The following is a 24,240-nucleotide window of genomic DNA, read 5'->3' on the forward strand; positions in this document are numbered from 1 at the left end:
TCTAGGCATGAACCATCGCGGCGAGCTTGACACGTGAAGATATGTCGAGTTTGCGGTAGATGCTGCGCAGGTGATAGTTCACCGTGTGGTGTGAGAGCGACATCTGCTCAGCTGCCTGGCGGTTCGTCATTCCCGTGGCGACAAGGCGGGCGACGGTGTGTTCCGTCTCCGTCAGGGCCGCCCAGCCTTGCACTGGGCGGTCCGCATGCTTCCAGTGGCGCTTGCGCACACCCCGTTCCCGCAGGCTGTGCCGGACCCGGGCGGCGTCCCGTGGTGCTCCGGACCGCATGTAGGCGCCGATGGCCCACTCCAGATGGTGCACGGCCGTGTTCTGGTCTTCGCACAGACTGGCCAGGTCCTCCTGGGCCTGGGCCCGGGACCAAGGGTCCTGGTGCAGGTCAGCCGCGTGCCGGAGCGCCGCGGTGTCGCCCCGTAGCAGCCCTCGCGCGTGTTCGGCCGCCGCGCCGAGCACCTGTCGGCCCGGGTTGTTCCGGGCCAGGAACCCTGCGGCGGCCGACGCCTCGGCTGCGAACTCCGGCAGCTTGGCGGCCAGCGCTGTGCGCACGAGCCATGGAGCCGTGTACGGGGCGTACAACAGCAGTTCGTACGGACTGACCCCTTCGGACAGCCGCCGTTCGGCCATCCGCACGGCGGCCCGGGGCCCCTGGCGCGCCTCGGTGACCAGCAACGCGGCCCACAGCATGGACGGGGTGGTCCAGTTGGAACGGTGTCTGCTCAGCTCCGCGTCAAGGAACTCGGCCTGCCGCACCGCGGCCGGTATGTCCACCCGGCGCAGCGAGGCGATGGCCAATACCGCGCGGGCGAGCGGTGCGAGCGCGCCGGTTCCGTACTGCCGGCTCAGGTCGAGGGACGCCTCGGCCGCCGGGACGGCGGCCGCCACCTTTCCCTGTTCGAGAAGGAGCAGCGCCCGGAGGCTCCCGGTCATCGCGTGCCACCCTCGGCCGCCGCTCGCACCAGCCCGGGCCTCGGCTTCGCGCAGTTCGGCTTCCGCCTCGGCGAATCCGCGCAGGCTCACCAGATACTGGACGCGGGCCGCTCCGGCGAAGATCGCGGCCACCCGGTCGCCCCAGGACGGTGCGGGGCCGCTCGCGCTGCTCTCGTGCAGCATGTCGAGTGACTCCGCGACCCGTCCCTCGCACCAGGAGCGGTGGCTGCCGACCACGTCGGGATCGGCATACCGGACCCGGTCCGCATCCTTTCCCTTGTCCCTGCCGTCCGCCGCCCGCCACGGCTCTTGGCCGGCGTCGTCCCAGCGTAAGGGACAGAAGTCCAGGAGCAGGGCGGTCTCGCGTGGGGCCCGGGACCTGCCGGCCCGGCTCAGCACCTGCCGGGCCTGTGCGGTGGCCGCCGCCAGGTCGCCGCCGCACAGGTGCACGGTTCCCAGCCGGGCGTGGAGCAGACTGGCCGAGGCGGGTCCCAGCGGGCGCTTGAGCGCCTCCTCCAGACAGAGGACCGCCTCTGACAGCAGTCCACGGACTGTCAGCCCGGCGGCCTTGATCCGTACGAGCCGGACCCGGCCGTCCTCCTCCAGCAGCGGCAGCCGCAGCGCCTGCGCGGCGATGTCCGAGGCGGTGACCGGATCGTTCCGGGCCCGGCGGGCGACTGCCTCGGGCAGGCTCAAGGCGGCCCTGCGATCCCCGCTCTCGGCCGCCCGCAGCAGGTACCCGGCGCTGAGCGTGTCTGCGCCGCCACAGGCCAGCAGTCGATGGCCGACGTCCCGCAGGATCGCGCCACGGACAGGGCGGGGAACAGTCTCCCGCACCGCCTGCCACACCAGGAGGTCCTTGAAGGCGGGCAGCGAGTCCTCCGTGGTCAGCACCCCCGCTTCCCGCGCCTCCCGGATGGCGGGCAGCAGGCTCAGCGGACTGTGTCCGAGAACGGCCGAGAGGGCTTCCAGGTCGAAGGACTGCCCCAGGACGGAAGCGATGTCGAGCATCCGGCGGGTGCTGTCGGACACGCCGGTGAGACGCCTGGAGGCGAGTGCGCGGGCCTGTGGGGGGAGCACACACGCGTCGTGCGGCCGCGCGGTGCCGTCCGGTGCGGTCTCCACCCCGGCCTCCAGCAAGCCGGTCAGCAAGCGCATCAACCGGGCCGGAACGCCACCGGCGTACGAGCAGACCTCCATGATCTCCGGCCCGGGGGGCATCCCCAGCACCTCGGCCGCAAGCTGCTCGATCGCTTCTCGGGGCAGCGGCAGCAGCCGGCAGCAGAGCACGGCAAGGCTCTGGTCGCCGAGCCGGTGCACCTGCTCGCTGTCCCAGGCCGTGCCCGGTTCGGCGGCCGGTTCCGTGACATCGTCCGGGCAGGCCAGTACGACCACCAGGGAGCGGGCCGAGTGCACATCGGCCCCGCGGACGATCCGCATGGCGGATTCGACCGAACGGCACCAGTCCGCGTCGTCGATGGCGACCACGACAGCCCCCTGCGGACTGCCGCCCGGTGCGTGGAAGTCGACCCAGTCGTGCCATCGGTCGGCGAACTCCTCCAACGGCGCCTCGCGCAGTTCGTCCAGGAGGTACCGGAGCGAGGCCCCGGACAGCCCGCCGCCGTTCAGCTGCACGACCTCCAGCCCCGATTCGGCCGCGAGCTGGGATGCCGAGGCCAGGAACCTGGACTTCCCGGTGCCTCGGCCGCCGGTGACGATCAGCAGCCCGGTACCCGGTCCGTTCGCTCTGGCCAGCAGCGTCCTGACCAGCCCCAGCTCTCTGCCCCGCCCGTACAGACGGGCCATCATGACCTCCTCGCGTCGCGCGCGGTGGCCGGGGTCCGAGGGCCCCGGACGTTCCGGGCCGGGCGGCCCGGCATCGGTTCAGGATGCCGAGTTCCCCGGTACCCCGCCAGGGCGTATGAGCGGGATTCGGTCAGCTCCGGGACCGGGGTGCCGGCCTGGCGAATCCGAGCAGCAGGACGGTCGGCACCAGGCCGACAAGCACCGCGTTGGTCGCCCCGCCCGCCCCCGTGAGGACGTCCACGTAGCGGACCAGTACGACCGTGACGCCCGTCATGAGCACCAGCGACACGAGTGCCACCGCGAAGACGGGCCGTCTTCGCGGCAGCCCCGGAGTGCGCCAGAAGAAGACCGCGACCGCCAGTGCTGTGATCGCCTGGAGGAGTATCACGCCGATGATGCCCGGGGTGTTCAGCCAGATCAGCATCGTCCGGTAAGGGGCGCTGCCCGCTGCCGCGAAGCCCGTGATCACGACAGCGGACAGCAGGCTCTGGCACACTCCGGCCACCGACGGCGACCGGTGCCGCGGATGCACCCGGGAGAGGGCACCGGGCAGCAGTCCCTGCATCGCCAGGGAGTGGATGTAGCGGTTCACCATGTTGTGGAAGGCCAGCGCGGAGGCGAGCACGCTGGTGATGATGAGGACCTTCATCACGTCTGCGATCCACGCGCCGACGTAGCGCTCGGCGGCGATGTAGTACATCTCCCGGGTGTTGTGCACCGATACGGAGACCGTCTGGACCGGGCCGAACGCCTGGACAATGCTCCACACCACGAAGGTGTAGAAGGTGCCGAGGAAGACCAGCGCCGTGAGGGTCGCCCGGGGCACCGACCGGTCGGGATCGCGGGCCTCCGCCCGGTAGACGGCGGTGGACTCGAAACCGAGGAAGGAGCCGAAACATACCGTCAGCGCGGCGGCCATGCCCCCGGTCCATATGTGCGAAGGGCGGAACGAGTCCCAGGACAGGCCGTGCGCCCCGCCCTGGACCACGATGGCCCCGGCCACCAGGGCCAGCACCACGGCCTCGACGGCCAGGAGTACCCCGAGTACCCGGGCGCCGATCTCGACGCCCCGGTACCCCAGGAACCACACCACGACGACGCCCGACAGCGCGGGGACCGCCCAGTGCACCCCCGCGCCGGTCAGCGAACGCAGGACCGGGCCGACGGAACTGCCCAGAATCGCGTAGCCGCTGATCTGGATGCCGTTGTACGCCAGCAGGGCCAGCAGCCCCGCGCCCGCACCGGCCCGCCGCCCCAGCCCTCGCTCCACATACGCGTCGAAGGCGCCGGGGCGGCTGACGTACTTGGTCATCGCGACGAATCCCACGGCGAACACGGCCATCACCGCCGCTGCCACGAGATAGCCCGCGGGTGCGCCGATGCCCCCGAGCATGATGCTCAGCGGTGCGATGCCGGCCATCACGGTCAGGGGGGCGGCTGCGGACAGCACCATGAGAGTGATTCCGGACGTGCCGAGGACCCCCTGCCGCAGTTGCTGTTGCGGTGCCGGGCCGGGTCGCGCGGAGCTGACGTCACCCATGGGCGGGGCACCGGGCCTTTCATCGGAGGCGGGGAGCGGTGGACGGCGCCGGCGGGGCGGGACCGCGTCGGTGTCCGTGAGGGGGAGTGCACAGATCAGATCAGCGGTACCACCAGGTTCCCCCGTAGGAATCCGCACAGCGCGTCGGCGTCCCAGCCGCCCATCCAGAAGGCGACCGTCCAGGGCACGGCGGTGTCCGGCCGCAGCCGCCCACGCAGCGGGTCGTGGAGGACCGGCGGGCCGTGCAGCGGGAAGGCGAACTCCTCCACGGCCGTCAGGTTGACGACCCGTTCGTCGGAGGGGTTCCGCAGCGCGATATCCAGTTCCCGGATGCGTTTGCCCAAAGCCGCCCGCCGCATTGGAGGGATGCCGGGCTGCCGCAGTTCGGCGGCCAGCCGTGCACGGCGCTCGGCGCGGTCGGCCAGCGGGTCATGGATGCCGGTCGCGGAGGCGACCAGTGCGGCGTCCATTCGGAAGCCGCGCGCTCCGTATTCCTGGAGCACCCGCTGCGGCAGCCGGTGCACATCCGTCCGCCGGCCGGGCCGCTGTTGTTGACCCGGAGCCGTCCGGGACATGGCCATGGACCGCTCCAGGCGGGGGTGTCCGTCGGCGCCACTCACGCGGAGCCGGAAGGGCACGATCGGCTCCCGCCCCGCCGTGGTCAGGACGAAGTTCCGGTTCTCGAACCGCGGGCGGTCCAGCAGCTCCACCCGCCCGCCCACCAACTCCTTCACCTGGCGGGCCCCGTAGACGGCGCGGGTCACGTGCACGCCGACCTGGGGCGCGTGGCTGCGTACCGTGCCCGGCGGAGGGTCGTTCAGCACGATCACCCGGTCCAGGTCCGGTTCCCCGGCCAGCGCGAAGGTGCTGCCGCTGGCACCCCGGGGCTCGTCCGTGGGATCGGGGTCGGTGGCCAGCCGGCACATGAACCAGCCGCCGAACTCGATGCGCAGGGCACGCTGCCCGCTCACGGCCGGACCACTTCCCCGGCGAACGAACGCGACATCCGCGCCACATCCTTGGCCAGCAGGACCGTACGGTGCTGGAGGCGGTCGGGCACGTTCGCGGCCCGCATCCGGCGGGCGAGCCGTCGGCTGCGGACGGCGAGGGCGGCCAGGCGCTCGGCGAACACCTGGTGGGCCACTCGCGCTTCGGGGATCAGCGCGAGCCCCCGCCGGAACGCGAAGGGCGGACCAGCGCTCGCCGGCGGATTCCCGGCGCGGGCCGGCAGCTCGCTCAGTACCTCTCCCAGCGGACGCACGAACATCGTCATCAGGGGGAAGAACGCCACCCGCTGGATGAGCTGCCGCTCCGTGGGCGCCTCGTCCACCCGGCTGTAGAACCGCAGGAGCATGAGCACCAGCAGGCCGTATCCGTCGTCGAACAGTTCGGCCGCTTCGCGGGCCAGCGGCTCACTGATCAGTGTGGTGCCCTCGGCGTCGGGCACGGGCCGCACCACGGGATTGCGGAGCAGGGGACGGGCCGGTACGAAGGGGCGGCCGGTGCGGGCGGCGGCCAGTTCGGCGTCGAGTTCGGCACGTATGCGCAGCAGCCGGTGGTAGTGCGAGCCCTCCCGGTCCTCCTCGGCGCCCTCCCCCTGCTCGACGATCAGGTCGATGGCCCGCAGTGCGGAAGCCCGGTCGTCGATCGAGAAGGGCTCGACCCCGTACCCCACCGTTACGTCCTCGTCGAGCACGCCCTCGGGGTCGATGACGGCGGCCGAGTCGACCTGCCGGTACCGAGAGCCGATGAACAGCTCCTTCTCCTCCAGATCCAGGACGGTGGCGCGGATCCAGCTGTACAGCTGGCCCACCGTCTGCGGCCCTCGTCCACCCGGCTCCGCGGCCTCCGGGGCGCTCCGCGCGCCCGGCTCCGGGGCCGGCCGCGGTGCGGAGGGCCGCTCGTAGTCGAGGAACCGCTCCAGCGACGTGGCCGAGAACGGCTCCAGTGCCGCGACCGTGCCCAGCGGGTAGTAGCGCTCGGGCTGCGGGAAGTTGGGCCGGTGCAGATGCGCGGCGCCGCCGACGGCGGCCAGCAGATTCAGCGCCAGCCCCAGATGGAGCATCTCCTCGCGTGCCAGCAACAGCAACTGGCCCTTCCATTCGCGCACCAGCTCGGCCTGCACCTCGTCGATACCGCCCTCCTCCGGACGGGTCTTGAGGGAGAAGGCCGCGTACAGGTACTGCAGACACAGCGAGTGCTCCAGTTCGGCCACTTGGCACAGTTCCTCGGTGAGCCGGATCCGGCGGGCCCCCGTACCGCCGCCGGTCACCATCCCGTCCGCCCCGCCCGCGCGAGCCACTGGGGGGAGACGGCCGAGAGGTCCGGCAATACCGCGTGTGCGCTGGAGTGGTCCAGGAACCGGGTCGTAGGAGTGGGTACCGCGACCACGGTCACCCCGGCGGCCCGCGCTGCCGCCACCCCGCTGAGCGAGTCCTCGAACGCCACACACGCCCCGGCGGGGATACCCAGCCGGTGCAGGGCCTCCCGGTACACCGCCGGATCCGGCTTCCTGGCCGGTACGTCGTCCCCGGTGACCACCGCCGTGAAGTGCCGCGACAACCCGTAGCGCGTCAGCCAGCGCCGTACCCACGCGCCGTCCGCGGCCGAGGCGATGCCCAGCGGCAGCCCGGCCGAGCGCAGACCCTCCACGGTCTCCCGCACGGCAGGCAGCAGCCGCACGTACTCCTCGGTGAGGTACTCCTCCCACAGCTCGGCCAGCCGCCGACGCAGTTGCGCGCGGCCCGGCCGGGCCGCGCCGGCTGCGGACCGTACCGCCAGCAGTCGCTCGAACAGGCACTCGTAGCCGGCGGGCCGTCCGCACACCTGCTCCGCCCACCAGCCCTGCGACAACTCCCCGCCGCCGTACTCGCGGTACAGGGCGCGGCACGCGAGCAGATCGGGACGGACCGAGTCGACGATGACGCCGTCGAAGTCGAAGATCACCGCGGCGACCGGTGCCGCGGGCCGCTCAGGGTCGTGTTCGGTCGGCACAGTGCGGGCCCCCATCCGTATCGGTCCAGCGCTCCCAAGGGCCCGGTCCCGGCGTGCCGGGTGGGGCAGGGACGCCACCGCGCCACCAGGACCGGCCACGGCCCACTGTGCCGCCCCCGGCCGGGTGCCACACCGCCCGATCGCTCACCGCGTACGGACTGACCGCCGGCTTGCGGGCCGCCCGGACCGGGCCCGCGGCGGCGCACCGCCGGGAAGCGGGCCCACGCCCTACTCGGTCCAGTGGTGTGGACGGCGCGCCTCGGTGGCACGCTGCCCCCGGACACCCCGAGGCGGGGACCCGAGGCAGGGAGGGGCCGCGGTCATGCGGTACAGCACTCTGGGGGCCACCGGGCTGAAGGTCTCCCGGCTGGGACTCGGTACCACCACATTCATGGGGATCTTCGCCCGTCGGCCCCCGCAAGCGTCCCTGCGGGTTCTGCTGCGCGGCCTGGATGCCGGCATCACCCTCGTCGACACCGCGCCCTCCTACGGCCGGGGCCTGGCGGAGGAGTGGGTGGGCCGGGCGCTGCGAGGGCGGCGCGAGGAGGTGGTGCTGACCACCAAGGTGGGCTGCTACGCGCCCGGGACCTTCGACTTCTCCCCGGCCCGGATCCGCTCCGGCCTCGAAGACAGCCTGCGCCGGCTCGGCACTGGCCACGTGGACGTCCTGTTCGCGCACGACGTCGAGTACTGCGACCCCGACCGGCTCGTCGAAGAGGTGCTGCCCCTGCTGGAACGGCTCCGGGACGAGGGCAAGACCCGTGCCGTCGGGGTGTCCGGGCTGCTGCTCGATCCGCTGGCGGCGGCGGTTCGGCACGGGGCCGAGGTCGTGCAGAGCTACTGCCGCTACGGTCTGCACGATCGAAGCCTGGCCGCACCGGCTGCCGGCTGGCGTGCCCGGCGGGTGGCCACGATCCTCGGCAGCCCGCTTGCCATGGGCCTGCTCACCCGCGCGGGCCCGCCCGGATGGCACCCCGCACCCGCCGCCCTGCGCGCCGCCGCCCGCCGCGCTGCCGCCGTATGCGCCCAGCACGGCACCGACCTGGCCTCCCTGGCCATGCGGTATGCGCTCGCCTGCCCCCAGCTCGACGCGGTGCTCACCGGTGCCGGCGATCCCGGCCACCTCGACCGCAATCTGCGGGCCGTGGAAGCTGCACCCGAGTCCGGGGTGCTGGACGCGGTGCTCGGCTGTTTCGCCGACGTCACCGAGCGGACCTGGCCGAGCAGCGACGGTGACGGGGGCGAAGGCGAAGGCGAAGGCGAAGGCGAACGAGACAGTGACCGGCCGGCCCCCGGCCGGTGACCCTGTGAGAACTCGGGAGGACTCCATGGCCACAAGCGACGCCCGGTCGGACGGCGCCTGCGTGCCGCCGTCCGGCCGGCCGCTCAGATGCGCCGTGGTCGGACTCGGCTTCGGCCGGTGCCATGCCCACGAACTCGTCCGCCTGGACGGCGCGGACCTGGTGGCCGTGGCCGAACTCGACCCGGCCGGCCAGGGCCTGGACCTGGCCGGCTTCAGCGCGTCGCTCGGCGCCTGCGGCTACCGCGACGGCCTGCGCCTGATCGCCGAGGAGGAGCTGGACGCCGTCGTCCTCGCCGTACCGCCGCGCGCCCGCGGGAAGCTGATCCGCGCCGCCGGGGACGCGGGGCTCGCGCTCTTCCTGGAAAAGCCGTTCGCCGCCGACCGCCGGCACGCCGAAGCCCTGGCCCGGCTGTGCTCCGAGTACCCCGCGTCCCCGGTGATGCTGGACTTCTGCTTGCGGCACCTGCCCGCCGTCGCCCGACTGCGGGAACTCCTCGCGGGACCCCTGGGCCGCCCCCTGGTGGTGAACGCGGACCTGATGCTGCCCCGGGACGACAGCCCTGGGTGGGTCGGGGATCCCGCCGACGGCAACGGCGTCGTCAACGAGAACACCTGTCACCTCTTCGACACCCTCGGCTTCCTGCTGGGCGAGCCGGAGACAGTGCACGCCGAAGGCGGCGCCTACCGCGGCGGACGCCTGGAGGACGGCATCGCCGTGGCCATCGGGTACGCCGGCGGCGCCGCCGCCGTCCTGACCGGAGGCAGCCTCGGCGTCCAGGCGCTGCGCACCCCGGCCGCGCTGACCGTCCACGCCGAACGGGGGCAGGCCCGGCTCACCGGCCGCGACCACATGTTCACCGCCCTGGAATGGGCCACAGCCGAGCACACCGAGGCCGTACGGGAGAGCTGGGAGCCCCTCGCGCGTGGCCGGATCGCCTCTGCCGCTCTGCGCCATTTCGTCCGGTCCGTCAGCGCCGGTACCGCCCCCGAGCCGGGCGTCCGGGACGGTATCCGGGCGGTCGGGCTGGCGATGGCGGTACGCACCTCCCTGGAGACCGGCGGCCGGGTGCGGCTGACCCGGCCGGACGGGACGCCCTGACGGCGCGGCGGTGGGCCCGGCCGACACTCACCCGGTGCGGGCACGCTCGCGCACCGCGGCCCGGTGGAAGGCCAGTTGTTTGAAGAAGGCGAGGAGCTGCTGGTCGGGCGGGACCACCGCGAGTTCTCCGCGGGCGCCGTCCAGCGCCCCCCGGTAGTCGGTCCGGTACGACTTCATCGACTCGACCGCCATGGCGAACCGTCCGGTCACCGGGACGCCGCGGAACGCCGGGGAGGCGGGACCCCACGACCGGCGCGGCGAGGTGAACAGGACGACCGACGGCGACAGCGCGTGCCCCGCGGCCAGCGCGCCGAGCAGCAGGCAGGGCTGGGTGCCGTTGGCCCCGATGTCCACGATCACCGGGTCGCCGGGACCCCGGCCAGCGGCCACCCGGAACCGGCGGGCCAGCGCACCGCAGCGCTGTGCGAACAGGCCCTGGTCGATGCCGTGTGCGAGCACCTCGTCCACCAGCGGGTGTGCCGTCCCGAACAGGGTCAGCGGCCCCCCGCTGCGCCGTCCGGCCTGCCCGTGGCCGTCCGCCAGCTCCTGGCGGAACAGCCGGATGAACAGCTCCCCGAAGCCCGCCTCTCCCGCCGCGGCGCGCTCCCGGGCCGCCGAGATCAGCAGGAACAACTGCGAGGCGACCAGCCCGTTGTCCATCCACGCGAAGTGCCGTCCCCCCCGGCCGCCGCCGGAGACGGTATCGGACAGACCGTCCGCGCCGAACACCTCGTGCCGGGTGCGCGCCAGCACCCGCCGCTCGGCATCGCTCAGCAGCGACAGCCGGCTCATGTAGAAGACGCGGGAGGCGTGCGCGCTGCCCCGCCACACATCGTAGGAGAGCTTCAGGAACTCGGCGTCCGTACCGAGGAAGACCACCACCCGGCGCTCGGCGCCGAGCCCCTGCCGCACGGCCTGTACCGTCTCGCTCCCGAGTGCGCACAGCGCCGCGTACAGCGCCGCCGGCTCCGGCGGGCGTGCCTCGGAACCCCCGGCGGAACCGGGCAGCAGCGTCGCGAGGTTGCGGCGGTACTCGGCGGCCTCGTCCGGGCCGAGGGACCCGGCCTGGGCGAGCCCGCGTCCCAGATGGTGTTCCAGCCGGGCGGGGTCGAGCCCCAGCGCCCGGGCCTTGCGCCGGGCCCAGTGGACGGCCTGCCCGGCCTCCAGCGGCCGCGGGACGTCCAGAAGATCCTCGGACACCCGCGCCAGGTGTCCGGCGAAGGCCCCGGGGCCCGAAGCCGGCGGCACGCGCCGTACCAGCCGCTCCAGCGCGTTCGCCGGCACCGGGTCGCCTCCGTCCGCGTCGTGGCCCTTCACCTGCGGTCCCGCAGGGGTTCCGGACCACAGGCCAGGTCGTGGAAGCGGACGATGGCGCCGGCCGAGAGCGGGGCCTGCGCGAACACGCCCGCCCACAGCGGACCTTCGGGAAGGCACAGGGTCCGGACGAACCGCCAGTCCGCGTCCCGCGAGGTACGGAACAGCCCCGCGAACCGACGTCCCTCCCGGGTCACCAGCAGGTCGGCGCGGGGCCCGGGCAGGGCCGGCCCCATGGCCTCGTCGGAGTACGGCAGGGAGGCGACCGTCACTACGGCCCAGGACCCGGCGACCGTCCGCTCGACGCACAACTTGACCCAGCCGGCACCGGTTCGGACGACGAGCCCGCCGGCGTCCGCGAAGCGGGCGCCGTCCTCGACGACGACCCCGGCCGACAGCCGGAAGTCGCCGTCGAACTGCCGCACCAGCGCGGGCAGCGCATCGATCTCGCGTACCGCCGGCATCGCGTACAGGTCGGTGCCGGCTCCCGCCGTCAGTCGAAGCTCCTCCGGCACCGGGCGCACGGCCCCGGCCGGCGGCCCCAGCCAGTACCACGCCCCGGGGAACGGTGCGGCGTGCTCGGCGCGTGGGGGTCCTTGGGCAGCGGTCACGGCTGGGCCATCGCGCCATCGACGCTGATCGCCTGCCCGGTCAGCCGGGGCGCGGAAGCGAGATGGACGACGGTGTCGGCGATGTCCTGCGGGCTCTGGAACTCGCCCTGCGGAATCAGTGCGCGCATCCGCTCCCAGCACTGCTCCCGGGTCTCGCCCGGGCGCACGAACTCGCTCAGTAGGTACTCCCACATCTGGGTGCGGACGATGCCCGGGCACACGGCGTTGACCCGGATGCCGCTGTGCGCAACCTCCTTGGCGAGGGCGGCGGTGAAACCGATCACCCCGAACTTCGCGGCACAGTAGTGGGCCTCCTTGGCGAAGCCCATCCGGCCGGAGATGGAGGAGAAGTTGACGATGGCACCGCCTCCGCTCCGGCGCAGCAGCCCGATCGCGTGCTTGCACACCAGGAAGACCCCGGACAAGTTGCCCGTAAGGACGGCTTCGAACTGGGCGAGCGTCATTTCCTCGACCCGGGAGATGTGTGCGACACCGAAGGCGTTGACCACCACGTCGAGTCTCCCGTGCTCCTCGTCGATCCGCTTCAGCAGGGCCCGTACCGAGTCCTCGTCGCCCGCGTCTACGTCGGCGGCCGTCACCACGAACCCCTTCTCGCCGAGAGTGCGGGCGAGTTCCCGCGCGGCGGCGTATCCGCCCGTCCGCCGGCTGCGGTAGTGGTTGACGTCCGAGGCGAGCTGCTGTGCGTCGGCGGCCACCACGGTGGCGCCCCGGCGAGCGAACGTTTCCACGACCGCTGCACCCATCCCGCGGCCGCCGCCGGCCACCAGGACGACACGGTCGTCGGGCTGTGACGGCTGTGTGGTCATCGGCTCTCCTCATCGACGGTCTGTCGGTACGTCAGGGGTTCGAGCAGCAGCGCGTCCAGCAGTCGGGGAAAGGCCCGGTAGTCGGCCAGCTCGCGCCGGGGCCGGGCGACGATCTCGCGCAGGCCGGGCCACCGGCTTCCGGTACGGGTCTCCAGCCCGGCCAGGGCCGACTCCAGTGCGCTGTCGTTCCGCTGGAAGTAGTCCAGGAACAGACGCTCGGCCCGCTCCAAATCGAGCCCCGGGTGGGCCCGGGACCGCTCGGCCACCCGCAGGGCCCCGGCGATCCGCCGGTCGGGCCGGACCCCGGGGCGCCGGCCGGGCTCCTCCAGCGCCCGCCACAGCGCCCCGGCGTCGTAGGGGCCGCCGTCCGGGAGCCGGGCCGGCGCGTAGGCACGGCGCAGCAGGCGCTCGGCGCAAGTCTCCTCGTCGATCCGGCCGAGCGGCCGGATCCGGCCCATGGTGAACTCCGTGGTGGTGTCCAGGGCCGTCGGTATCAGGTTCTCCGCGGGCAGGAGTTCCACCGCGGGGCCCACGTCCGCCGCGAGAACCGGGACCCCGTGCGCCAGCGCTTCGAGGACCACTCTGCCGAGCGTCTCGCGGGACGCCGTGCTCGGGAAGAGCAGCACATCGACGGCGCGGAAGAAGCCGCCCAGCTCCCCCCGCCCCAGCACGCCCGGAGCCCTGACCTGTTGAGGGCGCACTCCGTGCCGGCTCAGGGCCTCCAGCACCCGCTCCGGTGCGAACCGTTCCGTGTTCGGCTTGCCCGCGAACACCAGCCCCGCCCGGCCTCCGCTCAGTTCGTGCAGCCGGGCGAAGACCCGCAACACCTGGTCGAAGTTCTTCGCCTCGGACAGTGCCCCGAGGTAGCCGATGCGCAGCGTGTCGGTGGGCGCGGGCACCTGGACCGCGGGCCGGCGCGGCAGCCGGTGCAGCAGCGGATAGGCGACCGCCGAGTTCTCCTCGCGGACGCTGTCGAAGTGGCGGATGTACAGCTGCCGCGCGAATTCGGTCGGGAACAGCGCCAGATCGCCGTCCCGGACGTAGCCGCGGCACAGCTCCTCCTGGGCCCAGTAGCCGGACCACAAGCTGGTGTGGATCTCCCGCACGATGCGGTACGACGCCCCGGCCTGCTCCCGCCACAGGTGGTAGAGGTAGGCGTAGGGACCGCTGCCGGCGTACACCAGGTCCCCCCGGGCACCCGGGGCCAAGCCCTCCGGCAGGTCCGGTCGGCCCCGGGTGAGGTCGTGCGGGACGGCGCCGCGACCGGCGAGCAGCTCGGCCATCTCCTGGTGCATGAAGACCGCACCGTCCACCGATCCGGCCGGCCGGCCGCTGCGGGAGTCGTGGAAGTGCCAGTCGACGCTCATCCGGCCGCTCCGTCCTCTCGCAGCGCCCGCAGCCGCTCGGCGAGGGCGCGGGGCGTCATGCCGTGCCGGGACAGCTGCGTGTCGTGAACGCAGTTGCGGATGTCCGAGCGCACCCCGTGCGGCGTCAGCGGCAGTAGGTGCCTGGACCGCAGGCCTTCCCCGAACCCGCCGGACACCCCGTTGTACTCCACGCTCAGCAGCGCACGGCAGCGCCGCAGCCGCTCGACCAGGGCTGGGTCCAGCTCGGGACGCAGCGCCGCGCAGTGCAGATGGGGCACCCCCAGGCCACCGTCACGGTTGGCCTGCGCGACGAGTACGCCCGCGTAACCGAAGGTGATCACGCAGCAGTCGAGGTCCGCGGCGTCCGGGGCGCCGCCGAGCCAGACGGCCGCATCGACGTCCCCGGCACAGTCCTCGCCGGGGGCGGTGAAGCGGGCGTCCACCATGCTCAGCACGTGGGCCGTCGCCGGATCGGCCAGCAGCCGCCGGACGCAGGAGCGGAACTCGGCGGCGGTGACCGGCTCGTAGGCCCGGGTCCCGGTGATCTGGTCCAGCAGGTTCAGCGAGTTGGTGGCGCCGCCCCAGGCCCCCCAGCTGCGGCCGGCCAGCACGAGCAGGTGCCGGGTGCTGGTGGTGGCCTCGGTGAGCATGCCCAGGGAGTCCATGTAGTACATGGCGTCGGTCGCGACGACCTTCACGGTCTCCTCCGGCAGGCTCAGCGTGAGTCCGAGGGAGAGCGTCTCGGCGAGCCCGGTGTTCTCGTACGGCACTGCGTTCGGCAGGCCGAAGCGGGCGGCCATGTCGCCGGTGAAGACAGCGAGGCGGCGGCCAGTGTCCTTCTGGAGCCCGGCGAGCAGCGGGCCGGCCGTGGTGGCGAACGAGGGCCTGGGCGGGGGTGCGTCCGGGGCGGGAGGCAGCTTGAAGCTGTGCCCCTCCTTGCGGGTGGCGCACAGCAGCGCACCGCCGCCCGGCCCGTCCAGCATCACCCGCAGGGACTTGGCGACGGCTTCGGTGTCCAGGCCGTCCGTCTCCGCCGCCTGGCCCAGGTAGTGGGACAGGTACTCTCTGCTGACCGGGGCACGCAGCGGTTCGATGCCCTTGCCGTTGCTGTCGACGACCAGGACCAGATTGTCGAGCCCGGCCTCGTGCGCGAAGCGCAGGCACTCGAAGGTGATGCCCTCGTGCAGTTCCCCGTCCCCGGCCAGGCACACGACCTTGCGGCGCAGCCCCTGCCGGCGCAGGTCCCAGGCCAGGCTCACCGCCTGGGCCAGTCCGACGCCCAGGCTGTAGCGCATGGTGTTGCGGAAGCCCCAGTCCCGGTGGACCACCCCGGTCAGGCCGTCCCGGTGCAGCGTGGCCAGCGGGGTGAACGGAAAGGTGCCCCGCACATACCGCTCGGCGTAGAAGCTGGGGGCGATGTGCCCGCGCCCGACGACGAGTTCGGCGCTTCCCGCGCTCGGGCCGGCGCCGTCGCGCTGCCCTGCGCGCTCCCCGGGGCCGGGCACCAGGCCCAGGTCGAAGCAGGCACGTACCAGGCTCAGCGACGACAGGCAGCTCTGGTGGTTGCCGGATCCGGCGATCTCGTGCATGCGCAGCAGGACCTTCGCGCTGTCCCGGTAGAGCCGCTCGGGTACGGCCGCGGCCACGGCGGCCAGTTCCCCCAGGGGCGTCGCCGGCGCGTACCGTCCCTCCAGGCGCCGCCACTCGGCCAGTTCCTGCTCGATCACCCTGGCCTCGTCCGGGGTGAGCCGGGGCCGTGCCGCGCGGGCCGGCTCCTCGAAGCGGCCGAGCAGCCCCGGGCCGCCGGCCCCGACCGGGCCACTGGTCACCGGCGCGGTCACGGCACCTCGCCCAGCACCTCGTCGAGCGCCGCACCCAGCAGGGCGGCGATCCGGTCCAGATCCGCCTCGGTGGAGACGTAGGCCGGAGCCAGCACTACCCAGTCGTCCTCCCCCCGGATGATCAGACCGCGCCGCAGGCACGCCCGGGCGACCGCCTGGCCCACCCCGCCCTCGCCCCCGGCGGCCGGCGGGCCGGCCGTCAGCGTGATCCCGTACAGCAGTCCGGCCGAGCGCAGTACGCCACGGCCGCGCAGTGTGCTCTCCAGCAGGATCGTGAGGTGCCCGGACAGCCGGGTGACTCTCGTCGGCACATCCAGCTCCCGGTACAGCCGCAGCGCGGCCAGCCCCGCCGCGGCACTGACCGGGTTCGCCGCGTAGGTGTGCGAGGGGGCGAAGGCGTAGGAGGCCGCTCCGGTCGCCAGCACGGGGGCGACCCGTTCGCTGATGAGTACGGCGGCCAGCGGGGCGTACCCGCCGGATATGCCCTTGCCGACGCAGAGCAGATCGGGCACGGCTTGGAAGGTGTCGGCGGCGAACGCCTGCCCGGTGCGCCCGAATCCGGTCACGATCTCGTCGAACACCAGCAGGATGCCGTACCGGTCGCACAAGCGGCGCAGCCCCGGCAGGAAGCCGGGCGGGGGCACGGCCATCCCCAGCAGGTGAACCACCGGCTCGACCACCAGTGCCGCGATCGCGGCCGGGGCCTCCGCCTCGATGGTCCGTTCGATCAGGGCCAGGGCCGTCTGCCCGGCCTCTTCTGGCCCGAGCCCGGACAGCCGGGCCAGCGAGTGTGGCGTCCACACCCGCACGGCGCCGGTCAGGCCGGGGCCGAAGCGGGTGGTGTCGGGGCGCCCGGTCATGGCGAGCGAGCCGTAGGTGGCGCCGTGGTAGCCGTGGTAACAGCTCAGCACCTTGTACCTGCCCGGCTCGCCCCGCTCCCGGTGGTAGAGGCGGGCGAGCCGCAAGGCGGCCTCCACACTCTCCGAACCGCCGTTGACCAGTTTGGCCAGTGAGAGCGGGGCCGGCGCCAACTGGACCAGCTGCGTGGCCAGTTCGACGGCTGCCCGGCTGGTGCCGTGCAACGGTGGGTTGAAGGGCAGTCGGTGCAGCTGCTCGGTGATGGCTTCGACGATCGGTCGGCTGCCGTAACCGAAGCAGGTCACGAAGATCCCCGACACCCCGTCCAGGTACTCTCGTCCGGCCGTGTCGGCCAGCCGGACCCCCTGGGCCGACTCGAACAGGATCGTGTCCGGGGTGCGGGGCGATTCGAAGCAGAAAGCTGATGTGTCGAGGCCGGTCCACGAGGAGGCCGGATCGGTCTGGACGGCTGGCGGCACGGTCATCTCCTTCAAGCCGGCGCCACCTGGGCTCCGGTCGGCAATGGGAAGCTGGTGCGAGAGCTGAGCGTGCGGGGCGGGGAGGGCACGGTCATTGGGTGAGCAGGGCATGGGTGTCTGCCATCCGGGCCGGTGACAGCAAGTCGAGATACTCAGCCCACAGGTCGTCCAGGATGTCCCGTTCGAGGACGTCCTTGGCGATGTCCACGACGACCGGGACGGCGTACCCCAGCAGCCGGGGCATGAGGAGCCCCGCCTCCCCCGGTGCGAGCAGCCCGGCGCCTTCGGCGGCCCGTACGAACGCCCTGGCGCCCTCCCGGCGCACGGCGCGCCCGCCGACCACCCGGCCCGCGCTCGCGGCGGTCCAGGCGAGGTCGAGCAGCCGGTCGTCCACGCGCAGATTGTCGAAGTCGAGGACGCCGGTGATCCGGTGCCGGTCCGCTTCACCGAACAGGAAGTGCCGGTGGTGCAGGTCACCGTGGACCACGGCGGTGCCCCGTGCCGTCTGCTCGCCGACCTCGGTGAGCCGTTCGAGCAGCGGTCCGGCGCGATCCAACTGCCGCAGCACCCCGCTGATGAGCCGCCCCCACCCGTCCGGGCGGCGCGCGGCCATCGGCCCCAGCCGCCCCAGCGCATCGTCCAGGGCGGCCCGCCAGCACGGCTGAGCCACCAGGGGATCGAGGGGGTAGGGCGCGAGCGCCCGGACGACCTGCTCCGGAAGCCCGTCCAGCACCGAGCGCAGGGCGAGTCCGGCGGTCACGATGCCCCGGGCCCTTACAGGGGTGACTGCCGGGTGCGCTGTGCCGGGCAGCACGGGCAAGAGCTCGCAGCCGATTCCGTCCTGGAGAATGGCGGGGGCACCGTCCAGGCCCGGCACGGCGACGGCGACCGGGATGCCCTGCCGCGCGCAGACCTCCATCACCTGCCGCTTGATCACGTGGAACGCTACCGGTCGCAGCGCCTCGGCGGTCAGCTGCGCCTTGAGGACGAACTCGCCCCCTCCACCGCCCGGTTCCCCCGGAACGCTCACCCGCCAAAGCCCCGAGGTGTGGCTCAGGGGCCGCCCCGCGGCGGGTCTCAGCGGCCGGAGCGCGCTCGCGCGAGGGCTGATGCCCCAGTGGGTCTCCAGCACCCGTCCGATCCACGGCGGGCTGCCGGGCCGCGGACCGGCGGGCGACCGCGCCGGCCCGCGCCCGGACTCCCCGGTCGTGGCACACGGTCCGCTGACAGCCATCGGCCCCCCAGATGCGACAGGTTCGACACCATCGTGTGGCCGCCGCCCGGCCGCCACATCACCCGGTCGAGCAGTCCGTGATGCACAAGCGGGTACGGCGCGCGGAACCCGCCATGCCTCCCGCGCCCGCCGGCCCCCCGGGGCGGCGGGCGCGGGAGGCCGACGCTTCACGGATGGCCGGTGCGGCTGGTTCAGCGTCCGTGTGGGCCGGCCGCCTGTGAGCAGGGCGGGCCTGGACAGGTGCGGCCACGGGTCTGCGGGGCGGAAGAGGGCCTGGATGGGTTCGAGTGGGGCCCACAGACCGGAGCCGAGGACGGTGTTGGTGGTTGCCGGACAGCCAGGCCAGGGTGCCGCCGATACCGAGGGCGGTGAGGGCGAGCAGGTGATAGAGCAGGACGTCCGTACCGGTGGTGGTCGAGGGCGTCCTGGTACGCGCATCAGACAAGACGAGATCCAGGAACGTGCGGGAGCGGCGAGGAAAGCGAGACGCTCGAAGGACTTCAGCGATCCCGAGCTGGGCAGGAGGCCCTGCTTTCATGCTTGCTGGGACTGGAGATCACCCAACCGGGACACTGCACTCGAACCAGAGATCATCGTGGATCGACAGAGCGACGGCTTCTCATATGCGTCTCCGCTTTCTCGGGCTTCCAACAGGTCGATGCGGGGTCGGCCCGGGGGCCTGTGTCGGGTCGGCGGGCCGGTGACCGTGGCCGCTGGGGAGGTAGGCCCCTGCCGGCGCCGGATTCACCGGATACTGACTCCCGCCCGGGTAGCCGCCGCCCCCAGCAGCCCTCCCCGGTACAGAGGAAGCGTCCCAGACGGGCGGAACCACCGGAGCAGTGAACGATCGCGGGTGCACCGATCTCCCGCCGGTACTCGCCGACACTCATCCCGGCATCGAACGCCTTGGCGGCGACATCGACGAGGAGCGGCGCATCCCCTTCGAGGCCGGTGAAGAGGAGGACGAGGAGCCGTAGCGTGTACGGATGGCCCCCTCTTCGGGGTGTCTGTCCTGGCTGGGAAAGTCGTAGGTAGTAGGGGGCCATGAGCGCGGGGCCCGTGCAGACGGCGGGTTCGCATTCGCAGGAGAGCATGTACCGAGAACGCATCCCACCCGCTACCGGAGCACCGTTGTGAGGGGATGCCACCCGTATGGCAGGCCCGGCGCGACGCGTAGTCCCGTACCGCCTGGCTGTTCAGACCTTCGCTTCACCCTGCTCGGCCGGACGGAGCCCGCCAGCGGCGACGAACTCGGGGCGGCGCGGACGCTCTGCGGTCGCGGGCAGCGCCAGACGGAGGTCACGCAGCAGCACGAGGCCCATCAGGAGGTGCTGTTCACGATGGCGTGCCGGCACGGCCTGCGATCCAAGCCGTGCCCATCGGGCCTGGACCGTTCCCCGGCCGGAGGTGGCCGCGATGCCTCACCGGGTCGGTGAATGCTCGAAGTGTCGGGGCCGACCATCGCGTGAGCTGCGGGACGAGAGGGCGAGATAAGGGCGTCGGCCTCTTGCCCTTCGCCAGCTTCAGGCGCGCTCGTAGTTCACAATGGCTTCGCCCAGGTAGCGCTTGAGCTGCGCGGGCAACTCGCTGTTCGAGGGCTTCGTGAGTGGGTCCGGAGGGTAGGAGGACACGTACTCCCCTTCGCACTGGGGGCTGATGTCGTTGTCCAGCCAGGAGCGGCCCACCGTGCCGTCTTCCAGCAGCGTCCTGAAACTCCACAAGTTGGCGCCCTTCTACGCTGCCAACGGGCAGTGCAGGTTGCGCAAAGCCCCTCCATCGTCCCGCGCGACAGCAAACACCGGCTGATCAGGCTGCTGCCCGACTTCACCGCACCAAGCTGTCTCGCCGCGGAGCGCAGGCCGCACGACCTGCTCAGCGACGGTCTCAGGTGCCACGTGATCGTCTTCGGCTGCGACCTACAGGTGTGCCAGTGAGCGACGTACGCTGACGTCCTTTTAGGGCGACACTGACTTCCGTCGGACGGGTCAGGTCACGGAATGACCTGCGTGGCCCACCCGATGGTCGAGCCCATGCCTTCGGAAGGACACAGCACAGGTGGACGAGTTGATCCGTTCCCTCGCAGACGCACCGCTCCCCCGGCCACAGTGGCTGCAAGAAGAGCACTGGGACGCACTGGTCGACTTCCACACCCGCCTGGCCGCCGCAATCACGGGCGAAGACCGGCCACTGGTCGTCGGCGCGGCGAAAGAGCTGGTGGAGGCAGTCGCGCGGGTCACGCTCACCGCGCACGGAAAGCCGGTGGGGGACCGAGAGGAGTCCGAGAAGGTCCTCGGGCACGCGCACCGGGCCATCGAGCACCATGCCGCAGCAAACCGACCGCCCAACGATCCGATGCGTCAGATACCCGAGGCCGCCCGCAAAATGGCGTCGCAACTACGGGAACTGCGCAACCGATATGGCACCGGACACGGCCGTGCCGTCCTGCACGACGTCACCGACGAGGTAGCGGAATCCTGCGTGCACGCGGCCCTGCTGTGGAGCAGGTGGGCGCTGGCGCGGCTCCAGACGGTCTTGCTGGGAGCGGTGGAACCGCTGATCGCCTCGCTGCGGAACGACATCTTCTACGGGGGCGATCTCACGGCCCGGCTGGAAGCCGCGAACGTTCCCGGGCTGGAGGAAGACGTCCAACGTCGCCTGGGCGCGGCGGTCGGGCGGCGCACCAGCCGAGAGACGTTCGTCGTGCGCATCGAGGGCGTCGAGTCCTGTCACGCCGAGCCCGAGCGGTGGCCGGACGCTTACCGGCAGGGGGTCGTGGAAGGGCTGTTTCTCGATGAGGACGGCCGGGTGACCGACGGAGGCGCCTACTGCACTTCGCAGGTGCTCGACCACCACTCCGACCCTCTGGGGGTTCTTGTGGACCTGCGGGAGTTGCTGCGGGGCGCCTCGTGGTCACTGGAGTTCCAACAACGTCCCACGAAGGCAGTCGCCGCGATGCGTTCCCAGATCACGTACCTGCCCGACGCTGTACACGAGGCGTGGCTCGACATCGTCGATGATCTGGAGGCCCAGGTGCCCCTGCTCGGGACGGCGTAGCAGACGATCCGTTCCCCGAGAGCGGCGAGGGTCCACGCACGGTGTTCGCGGCCGAGCCGGATCAGCGCACCCGGAGAGCGCTGTGCGGTCAGATCGCGCGCCTTGGCAGAGTTCCATAAAGGGTCGGGCACGACGGCCTCCCCATGCCACACGACCGGGGCTTTTCACGGTACGGGCCGTCGGCGCAGGGCGTCGAGAGTGTTTGCACATCATGCAAACGCCTTGCACAGGTGGGTAGTTGACCACTGCGGGTGTCGCGCGGTGTGCTGGATCCAGCGCCCCGGTCTGCGGGGCTCCGTCCTTTGGCAGGCATCATGACGATGACAGAAGAACGGGCCGCCGATCAGCGCCAGGGCCGAGAGGGACGGCATGGAGACATCGAGGTCGGCGAGCATCGGGGTGAGCACCAGCGCGGAGTCGGGTTGTTCTGCCGCCCCTCCTGCGCCGTGGTCTGCCGATCACCGTGCCGGTGCTGGAGCCGCCCTCACGGCCGGAGCCCCGCCTCTGGAATCCACGCGTGCCGCCAAACCCCTCGACTGGTCGGCCGGCTCGTCCAGTTGGGCCACGGTGTGTTCCTCCCGTCGCAGCAGACCAGATGACGTGGGGTTTTCGGAGCCAGTGAGATCAGCCCGGGAGGGGGATGAACAGCAGGATGCCGTGGGCGGTGGCGGAGGTGTAGCAGGCAGTGCCGGGGAAGGCGGCGGTGTAGAAGGGGGTGGCGACGGCGAAGACGGGGACGATGGCGTTGTGAATGGTGGCGGTGCCGTTGGCGTCGGTGACGGCGGTGCCGAGGTTGACCGGGCCGAAGAGCGTGGTGGCGGTGAAGGTCACCGGCTGACCGGCCACCGGCATCCCCGAGGTGGTCGTCAGGGTGGCGCTGAGGGTGGGGATGTAGAACTCGGGCAGCGGGGTCAGCCGGAGCCGGATCGTGCCTGGCTGCCCGGTCAGCGTTGTGGGGGTGCGGTTCACGGTGACGGGGGTGCTGGTGGAGGAGTCGGTGAAGCAGGTGTCACCGCCGTAGGCGGCGGTGAGGGTGCCGGTGGTCAGGGCGGTGGTGGTGAAGCAGGTCTGCCCCGAGGCGTTGACGGGGACCGTCTGGGTTTGGCCGTTGGGGAGGGTGAAGGTGACCGTGCCGGTCGGCACTGTGGTGGTGGCTGTGGTCGGGGTGATGGTGGCGCATACGGTCACGTTCTGACCGCAGGTGGAGGGGTTCGGCGTCACCGACAGCGTCGTCGTTGTGGGGTTGGGGTTCACGGTGACGGGGGTGGGGTTGCCGTTCACGGTCGCGGTGAACGTACCGGCGGTGTAGGTGTGGGTGGTCTGCCCGCTCCCGGTGGCGTCCAGGGGGACGGTGGCCGTGGGGCTGCTGTCCCCGAAGTTCACCACCGCTGTTCCGTTCGGAGTCCCACCGGAAATGCTGAACGTCACCGGTTGCCCGCACACCGGCGCCGCAGGCGAGGCCGTCACCGTCAACGGCGAGATCTCCGTCACGTTGGCAGAATTGGCGTTGGTGACGTAGACGTTGCTGTTCGGCGCCGCCGCCACCGAGAACGGGAACGCGCCGACGGGGACGGTGGCCAGGACCGTGTTCGTGGCGCTGCTGATCACCGTCACATTGTTGGAACTGCTGTTGCCGACGTAGACGTTGCCGGTCGGCGCCACCGCCACCCCGAACGGGCCCCCGCCGGTGGGGACGGTGGCCAGGACCGTATTCGTGGCGCTGTCGATCACCGTCACGTTGTTCGAAACGGTGTTGGTCACGTAGACGTTGCCGTTGGGCGCCACCGCAATCACTCCCGGGACCGTGCCGGTGGGGACGGTGGCCAGGACGGTGTTCGTGGCGCTGTCGATCACCGTCACGTTGTTCGAGGTCTGGTTGGCGATGTAGACGTTGCCGTTCGGCGCCACCGCCGCCGCGCCCGGGAAACCACCGGTGGGGAGGGTGGTCAGGACGGTGTTCGTGGCGCTGCTGATCACCGTCACGTTGTTCGCGTTCCGGTTGGCGACGTAGACGTTGCCGTTCGGCGCCACCGCCACCGCGTCGGGGACCGCACCGACGGGGACGGTGGCCAGGACCGTGTTTGTGGCGCTGCTGATCACCGTCACGTTGTTCGAAGTGCTGTTGGCGACGTAGACGTTGCCGTTCGGCGCCACCGCCAGTGCGAACGGGCCCCCGCCGACGGGGACGGTGGCCAGGACGGTGTTCGTGGCGCTGCTGATCACCGTCACGTTGTTCGAGCTCTGGTTGGCGACGTAGACGTTGCCGTTCGGCGCCACCGCAATCATGGCCGGGCCTGAGCCGGCGGGGACCGTGGCCAGGACGGTGTTCGTGGCACTGTCGATCACCGTCACGTTGTTCGAATTGGCGTTGCCGACGTAGACGTTGCCGTTCGGCGCCACGGCCACCGCCAGCGGGCTCGTGCCCGCCGGGATCGTCACCGTGGAGAACGCCGCACTGAACGGCGCGGCCACAAGCCCCCGTACAGCGGCCACCACAGATCCACCGGCCGGTACAACCTGCCGAACCCCGCCGGCTACCGCCGGGACTCCCAACCAACCCGTAGTCGGCTTCATGACAAACCTCTCTCAGCTGAGAGGGCCGCCCAAGAACTCCCACCGGGGCCCGCGTCGTACAGCGCCGGTATACGCGAACCGGATCACCGCTTGCACACCGGGACAGAGAGAGGACACACCGACACGTACCACGCACCGGCGCACCGCAGGGGTTGCCCATCTCTCCCCGGAGAGATGGGCAACCCACCGGAAAACGGTCACCACCATTAACCCGAAAGAAGCAATGCGACACAACCGTCTTGACTCGGCTACCACCCGAACGGACCAATTCACAGCCCGGCCCGAGCACGCCGTACGAGAGGACGAACTGCCACGCAATGTGGCCCGGAAGGTGGAGCTGGGCCGGTTCTCGCAGAACCCCTCTCACAACCGCAGAGTTCTGCGAGGCCGTTC

The 24,240-nt window shown here is 72.0% G+C and carries 20 protein-coding genes; 5 read left to right on the top strand and 15 right to left on the bottom strand.

All coding sequences use genetic code 11. The features are described 5' to 3' along the window. Window position 1: 1 nt before the first annotated feature. The 5 genes from ABD339_RS31690 to ABD339_RS31710 all read right to left on the bottom strand — a co-directional run bounded on the left by ABD339_RS31690 (window position 2) and on the right by ABD339_RS31710 (window position 7,286). Window positions 2–2,755: a helix-turn-helix transcriptional regulator gene (locus tag ABD339_RS31690; protein WP_344570619.1), complete on the bottom strand. Its 2,754-nt coding sequence runs from the start codon at window positions 2,753–2,755 to the stop codon at window positions 2–4. A gap of 127 nt (window positions 2,756–2,882) precedes the next feature. Then, on the bottom strand, window positions 2,883–4,292 hold the full coding sequence (locus tag ABD339_RS31695; RefSeq protein WP_344570620.1) for an APC family permease: 1,410 nt from the start codon (window positions 4,290–4,292) through the stop codon (window positions 2,883–2,885). A 95-nt stretch (window positions 4,293–4,387) separates the two neighbouring features. Then, window positions 4,388–5,263 carry a hypothetical protein gene (locus ABD339_RS31700; protein ID WP_344570621.1) on the bottom strand — a complete coding sequence of 292 codons (876 nt, stop codon included), beginning with the start codon at window positions 5,261–5,263 and terminating at the stop codon, window positions 4,388–4,390. Then, a complete protein-coding gene (locus tag ABD339_RS31705) occupies window positions 5,260–6,594 on the bottom strand; it encodes a ferritin-like domain-containing protein (RefSeq protein WP_344570622.1) in 1,335 nt (444 codons plus the stop codon). Before ABD339_RS31705 ends, ABD339_RS31700 begins: the two co-directional genes overlap by 4 nt. Continuing rightward, window positions 6,561–7,286 (bottom strand): HAD family hydrolase, encoded by a 726-nt coding sequence (locus tag ABD339_RS31710; RefSeq protein WP_344570623.1) that lies wholly within the window; start codon window positions 7,284–7,286, stop codon window positions 6,561–6,563. Before ABD339_RS31710 ends, ABD339_RS31705 begins: the two co-directional genes overlap by 34 nt. A gap of 322 nt (window positions 7,287–7,608) precedes the next feature. Between ABD339_RS31710 and ABD339_RS31715 the strand changes: the two genes are divergently transcribed. Then, entirely contained in the window at window positions 7,609–8,589 is a 981-nt protein-coding gene (locus tag ABD339_RS31715) for an aldo/keto reductase (RefSeq protein ID WP_344570624.1), read from the top strand. 25 nt (window positions 8,590–8,614) lie between these two features. Next, window positions 8,615–9,688, top strand: a complete 1,074-nt coding sequence (locus tag ABD339_RS31720; protein WP_344570625.1) for a Gfo/Idh/MocA family protein — start codon at window positions 8,615–8,617, stop codon at window positions 9,686–9,688. 27 nt (window positions 9,689–9,715) lie between these two features. Here ABD339_RS31720 and ABD339_RS31725 read toward each other — a convergent pair whose 3' ends face one another. The 7 genes from ABD339_RS31725 to ABD339_RS31755 all read right to left on the bottom strand — a co-directional run bounded on the left by ABD339_RS31725 (window position 9,716) and on the right by ABD339_RS31755 (window position 18,015). Further along, entirely contained in the window at window positions 9,716–11,005 is a 1,290-nt protein-coding gene (locus ABD339_RS31725) for a hypothetical protein (RefSeq protein ID WP_344570626.1), read from the bottom strand. After that, window positions 11,002–11,613, bottom strand: coding sequence for a DUF1349 domain-containing protein (locus ABD339_RS31730; RefSeq protein WP_344570627.1), 612 nt, complete (start codon window positions 11,611–11,613; stop codon window positions 11,002–11,004). Before ABD339_RS31730 ends, ABD339_RS31725 begins: the two co-directional genes overlap by 4 nt. Further along, window positions 11,610–12,440, bottom strand: a complete 831-nt coding sequence (locus ABD339_RS31735; RefSeq protein ID WP_344570628.1) for an SDR family NAD(P)-dependent oxidoreductase — start codon at window positions 12,438–12,440, stop codon at window positions 11,610–11,612. Before ABD339_RS31735 ends, ABD339_RS31730 begins: the two co-directional genes overlap by 4 nt. After that, window positions 12,437–13,807, bottom strand: a complete 1,371-nt coding sequence (locus ABD339_RS31740; RefSeq protein ID WP_344570629.1) for a glycosyltransferase — start codon at window positions 13,805–13,807, stop codon at window positions 12,437–12,439. The genes ABD339_RS31735 and ABD339_RS31740 overlap by 4 nt, the downstream gene beginning before the upstream one ends. Then, window positions 13,804–15,648, bottom strand: a complete 1,845-nt coding sequence (locus tag ABD339_RS31745) for a transketolase (RefSeq protein WP_344570630.1) — start codon at window positions 15,646–15,648, stop codon at window positions 13,804–13,806. Before ABD339_RS31745 ends, ABD339_RS31740 begins: the two co-directional genes overlap by 4 nt. Beyond that, on the bottom strand, window positions 15,645–16,985 hold the full coding sequence (locus ABD339_RS31750; RefSeq protein WP_344570631.1) for an aminotransferase family protein: 1,341 nt from the start codon (window positions 16,983–16,985) through the stop codon (window positions 15,645–15,647). The genes ABD339_RS31745 and ABD339_RS31750 overlap by 4 nt, the downstream gene beginning before the upstream one ends. A gap of 91 nt (window positions 16,986–17,076) precedes the next feature. Further along, a complete protein-coding gene (locus ABD339_RS31755) occupies window positions 17,077–18,015 on the bottom strand; it encodes a phosphotransferase (protein ID WP_344570632.1) in 939 nt (312 codons plus the stop codon). Between the two features lie 1,043 nt (window positions 18,016–19,058). Here ABD339_RS31755 and ABD339_RS31760 point away from each other — a divergent pair. After that, entirely contained in the window at window positions 19,059–19,196 is a 138-nt protein-coding gene (locus ABD339_RS31760; RefSeq protein WP_344570633.1) for a hypothetical protein, read from the top strand. 219 nt (window positions 19,197–19,415) lie between these two features. Here the strand turns inward: ABD339_RS31760 and ABD339_RS31765 are convergent, their stop codons facing one another. Both ABD339_RS31765 and ABD339_RS31770 read right to left on the bottom strand, forming a co-directional pair. Beyond that, the gene (locus ABD339_RS31765; RefSeq protein ID WP_344570634.1) at window positions 19,416–19,574 is read right to left on the bottom strand and encodes a hypothetical protein; all 159 of its coding nucleotides are present in this window, start codon (window positions 19,572–19,574) and stop codon (window positions 19,416–19,418) included. A 168-nt stretch (window positions 19,575–19,742) separates the two neighbouring features. After that, window positions 19,743–19,940 carry a hypothetical protein gene (locus ABD339_RS31770; RefSeq protein ID WP_344570635.1) on the bottom strand — a complete coding sequence of 66 codons (198 nt, stop codon included), beginning with the start codon at window positions 19,938–19,940 and terminating at the stop codon, window positions 19,743–19,745. A 30-nt stretch (window positions 19,941–19,970) separates the two neighbouring features. Here ABD339_RS31770 and ABD339_RS31775 point away from each other — a divergent pair, with 30 nt between their 5' ends. Both ABD339_RS31775 and ABD339_RS31780 read left to right on the top strand, forming a co-directional pair. Continuing rightward, entirely contained in the window at window positions 19,971–20,153 is a 183-nt protein-coding gene (locus tag ABD339_RS31775; protein WP_344570636.1) for a hypothetical protein, read from the top strand. Window positions 20,154–20,274: 121 nt separating this feature from the next. After that, entirely contained in the window at window positions 20,275–21,273 is a 999-nt protein-coding gene (locus tag ABD339_RS31780) for an abortive infection family protein (protein ID WP_344570637.1), read from the top strand. A 624-nt stretch (window positions 21,274–21,897) separates the two neighbouring features. Here ABD339_RS31780 and ABD339_RS31785 read toward each other — a convergent pair. Next, window positions 21,898–23,766, bottom strand: a complete 1,869-nt coding sequence (locus ABD339_RS31785) for a virginiamycin B lyase family protein (protein ID WP_344570638.1) — start codon at window positions 23,764–23,766, stop codon at window positions 21,898–21,900. Window positions 23,767–24,240: the final 474 nt, after the last annotated feature.

The organism is Streptomyces axinellae (assembly GCF_039532135.1).
Classification (GTDB): Bacteria; Actinomycetota; Actinomycetes; order Streptomycetales; family Streptomycetaceae; genus Streptomyces; species Streptomyces axinellae.

Coding starts and splice junctions, on each gene's coding strand:
- ABD339_RS31735 (WP_344570628.1), bottom strand. CDS start 12,440: ATGACCACACAGCCGTCACAGCCCGACGACCGTGTCGTCCTGGTGGCC.
- ABD339_RS31695 (WP_344570620.1), bottom strand. CDS start 4,292: ATGGGTGACGTCAGCTCCGCGCGACCCGGCCCGGCACCGCAACAGCAA.
- ABD339_RS31720 (WP_344570625.1), top strand. CDS start 8,615: ATGGCCACAAGCGACGCCCGGTCGGACGGCGCCTGCGTGCCGCCGTCC.
- ABD339_RS31740 (WP_344570629.1), bottom strand. CDS start 13,807: ATGAGCGTCGACTGGCACTTCCACGACTCCCGCAGCGGCCGGCCGGCC.
- ABD339_RS31690 (WP_344570619.1), bottom strand. CDS start 2,755: ATGATGGCCCGTCTGTACGGGCGGGGCAGAGAGCTGGGGCTGGTCAGG.
- ABD339_RS31715 (WP_344570624.1), top strand. CDS start 7,609: ATGCGGTACAGCACTCTGGGGGCCACCGGGCTGAAGGTCTCCCGGCTG.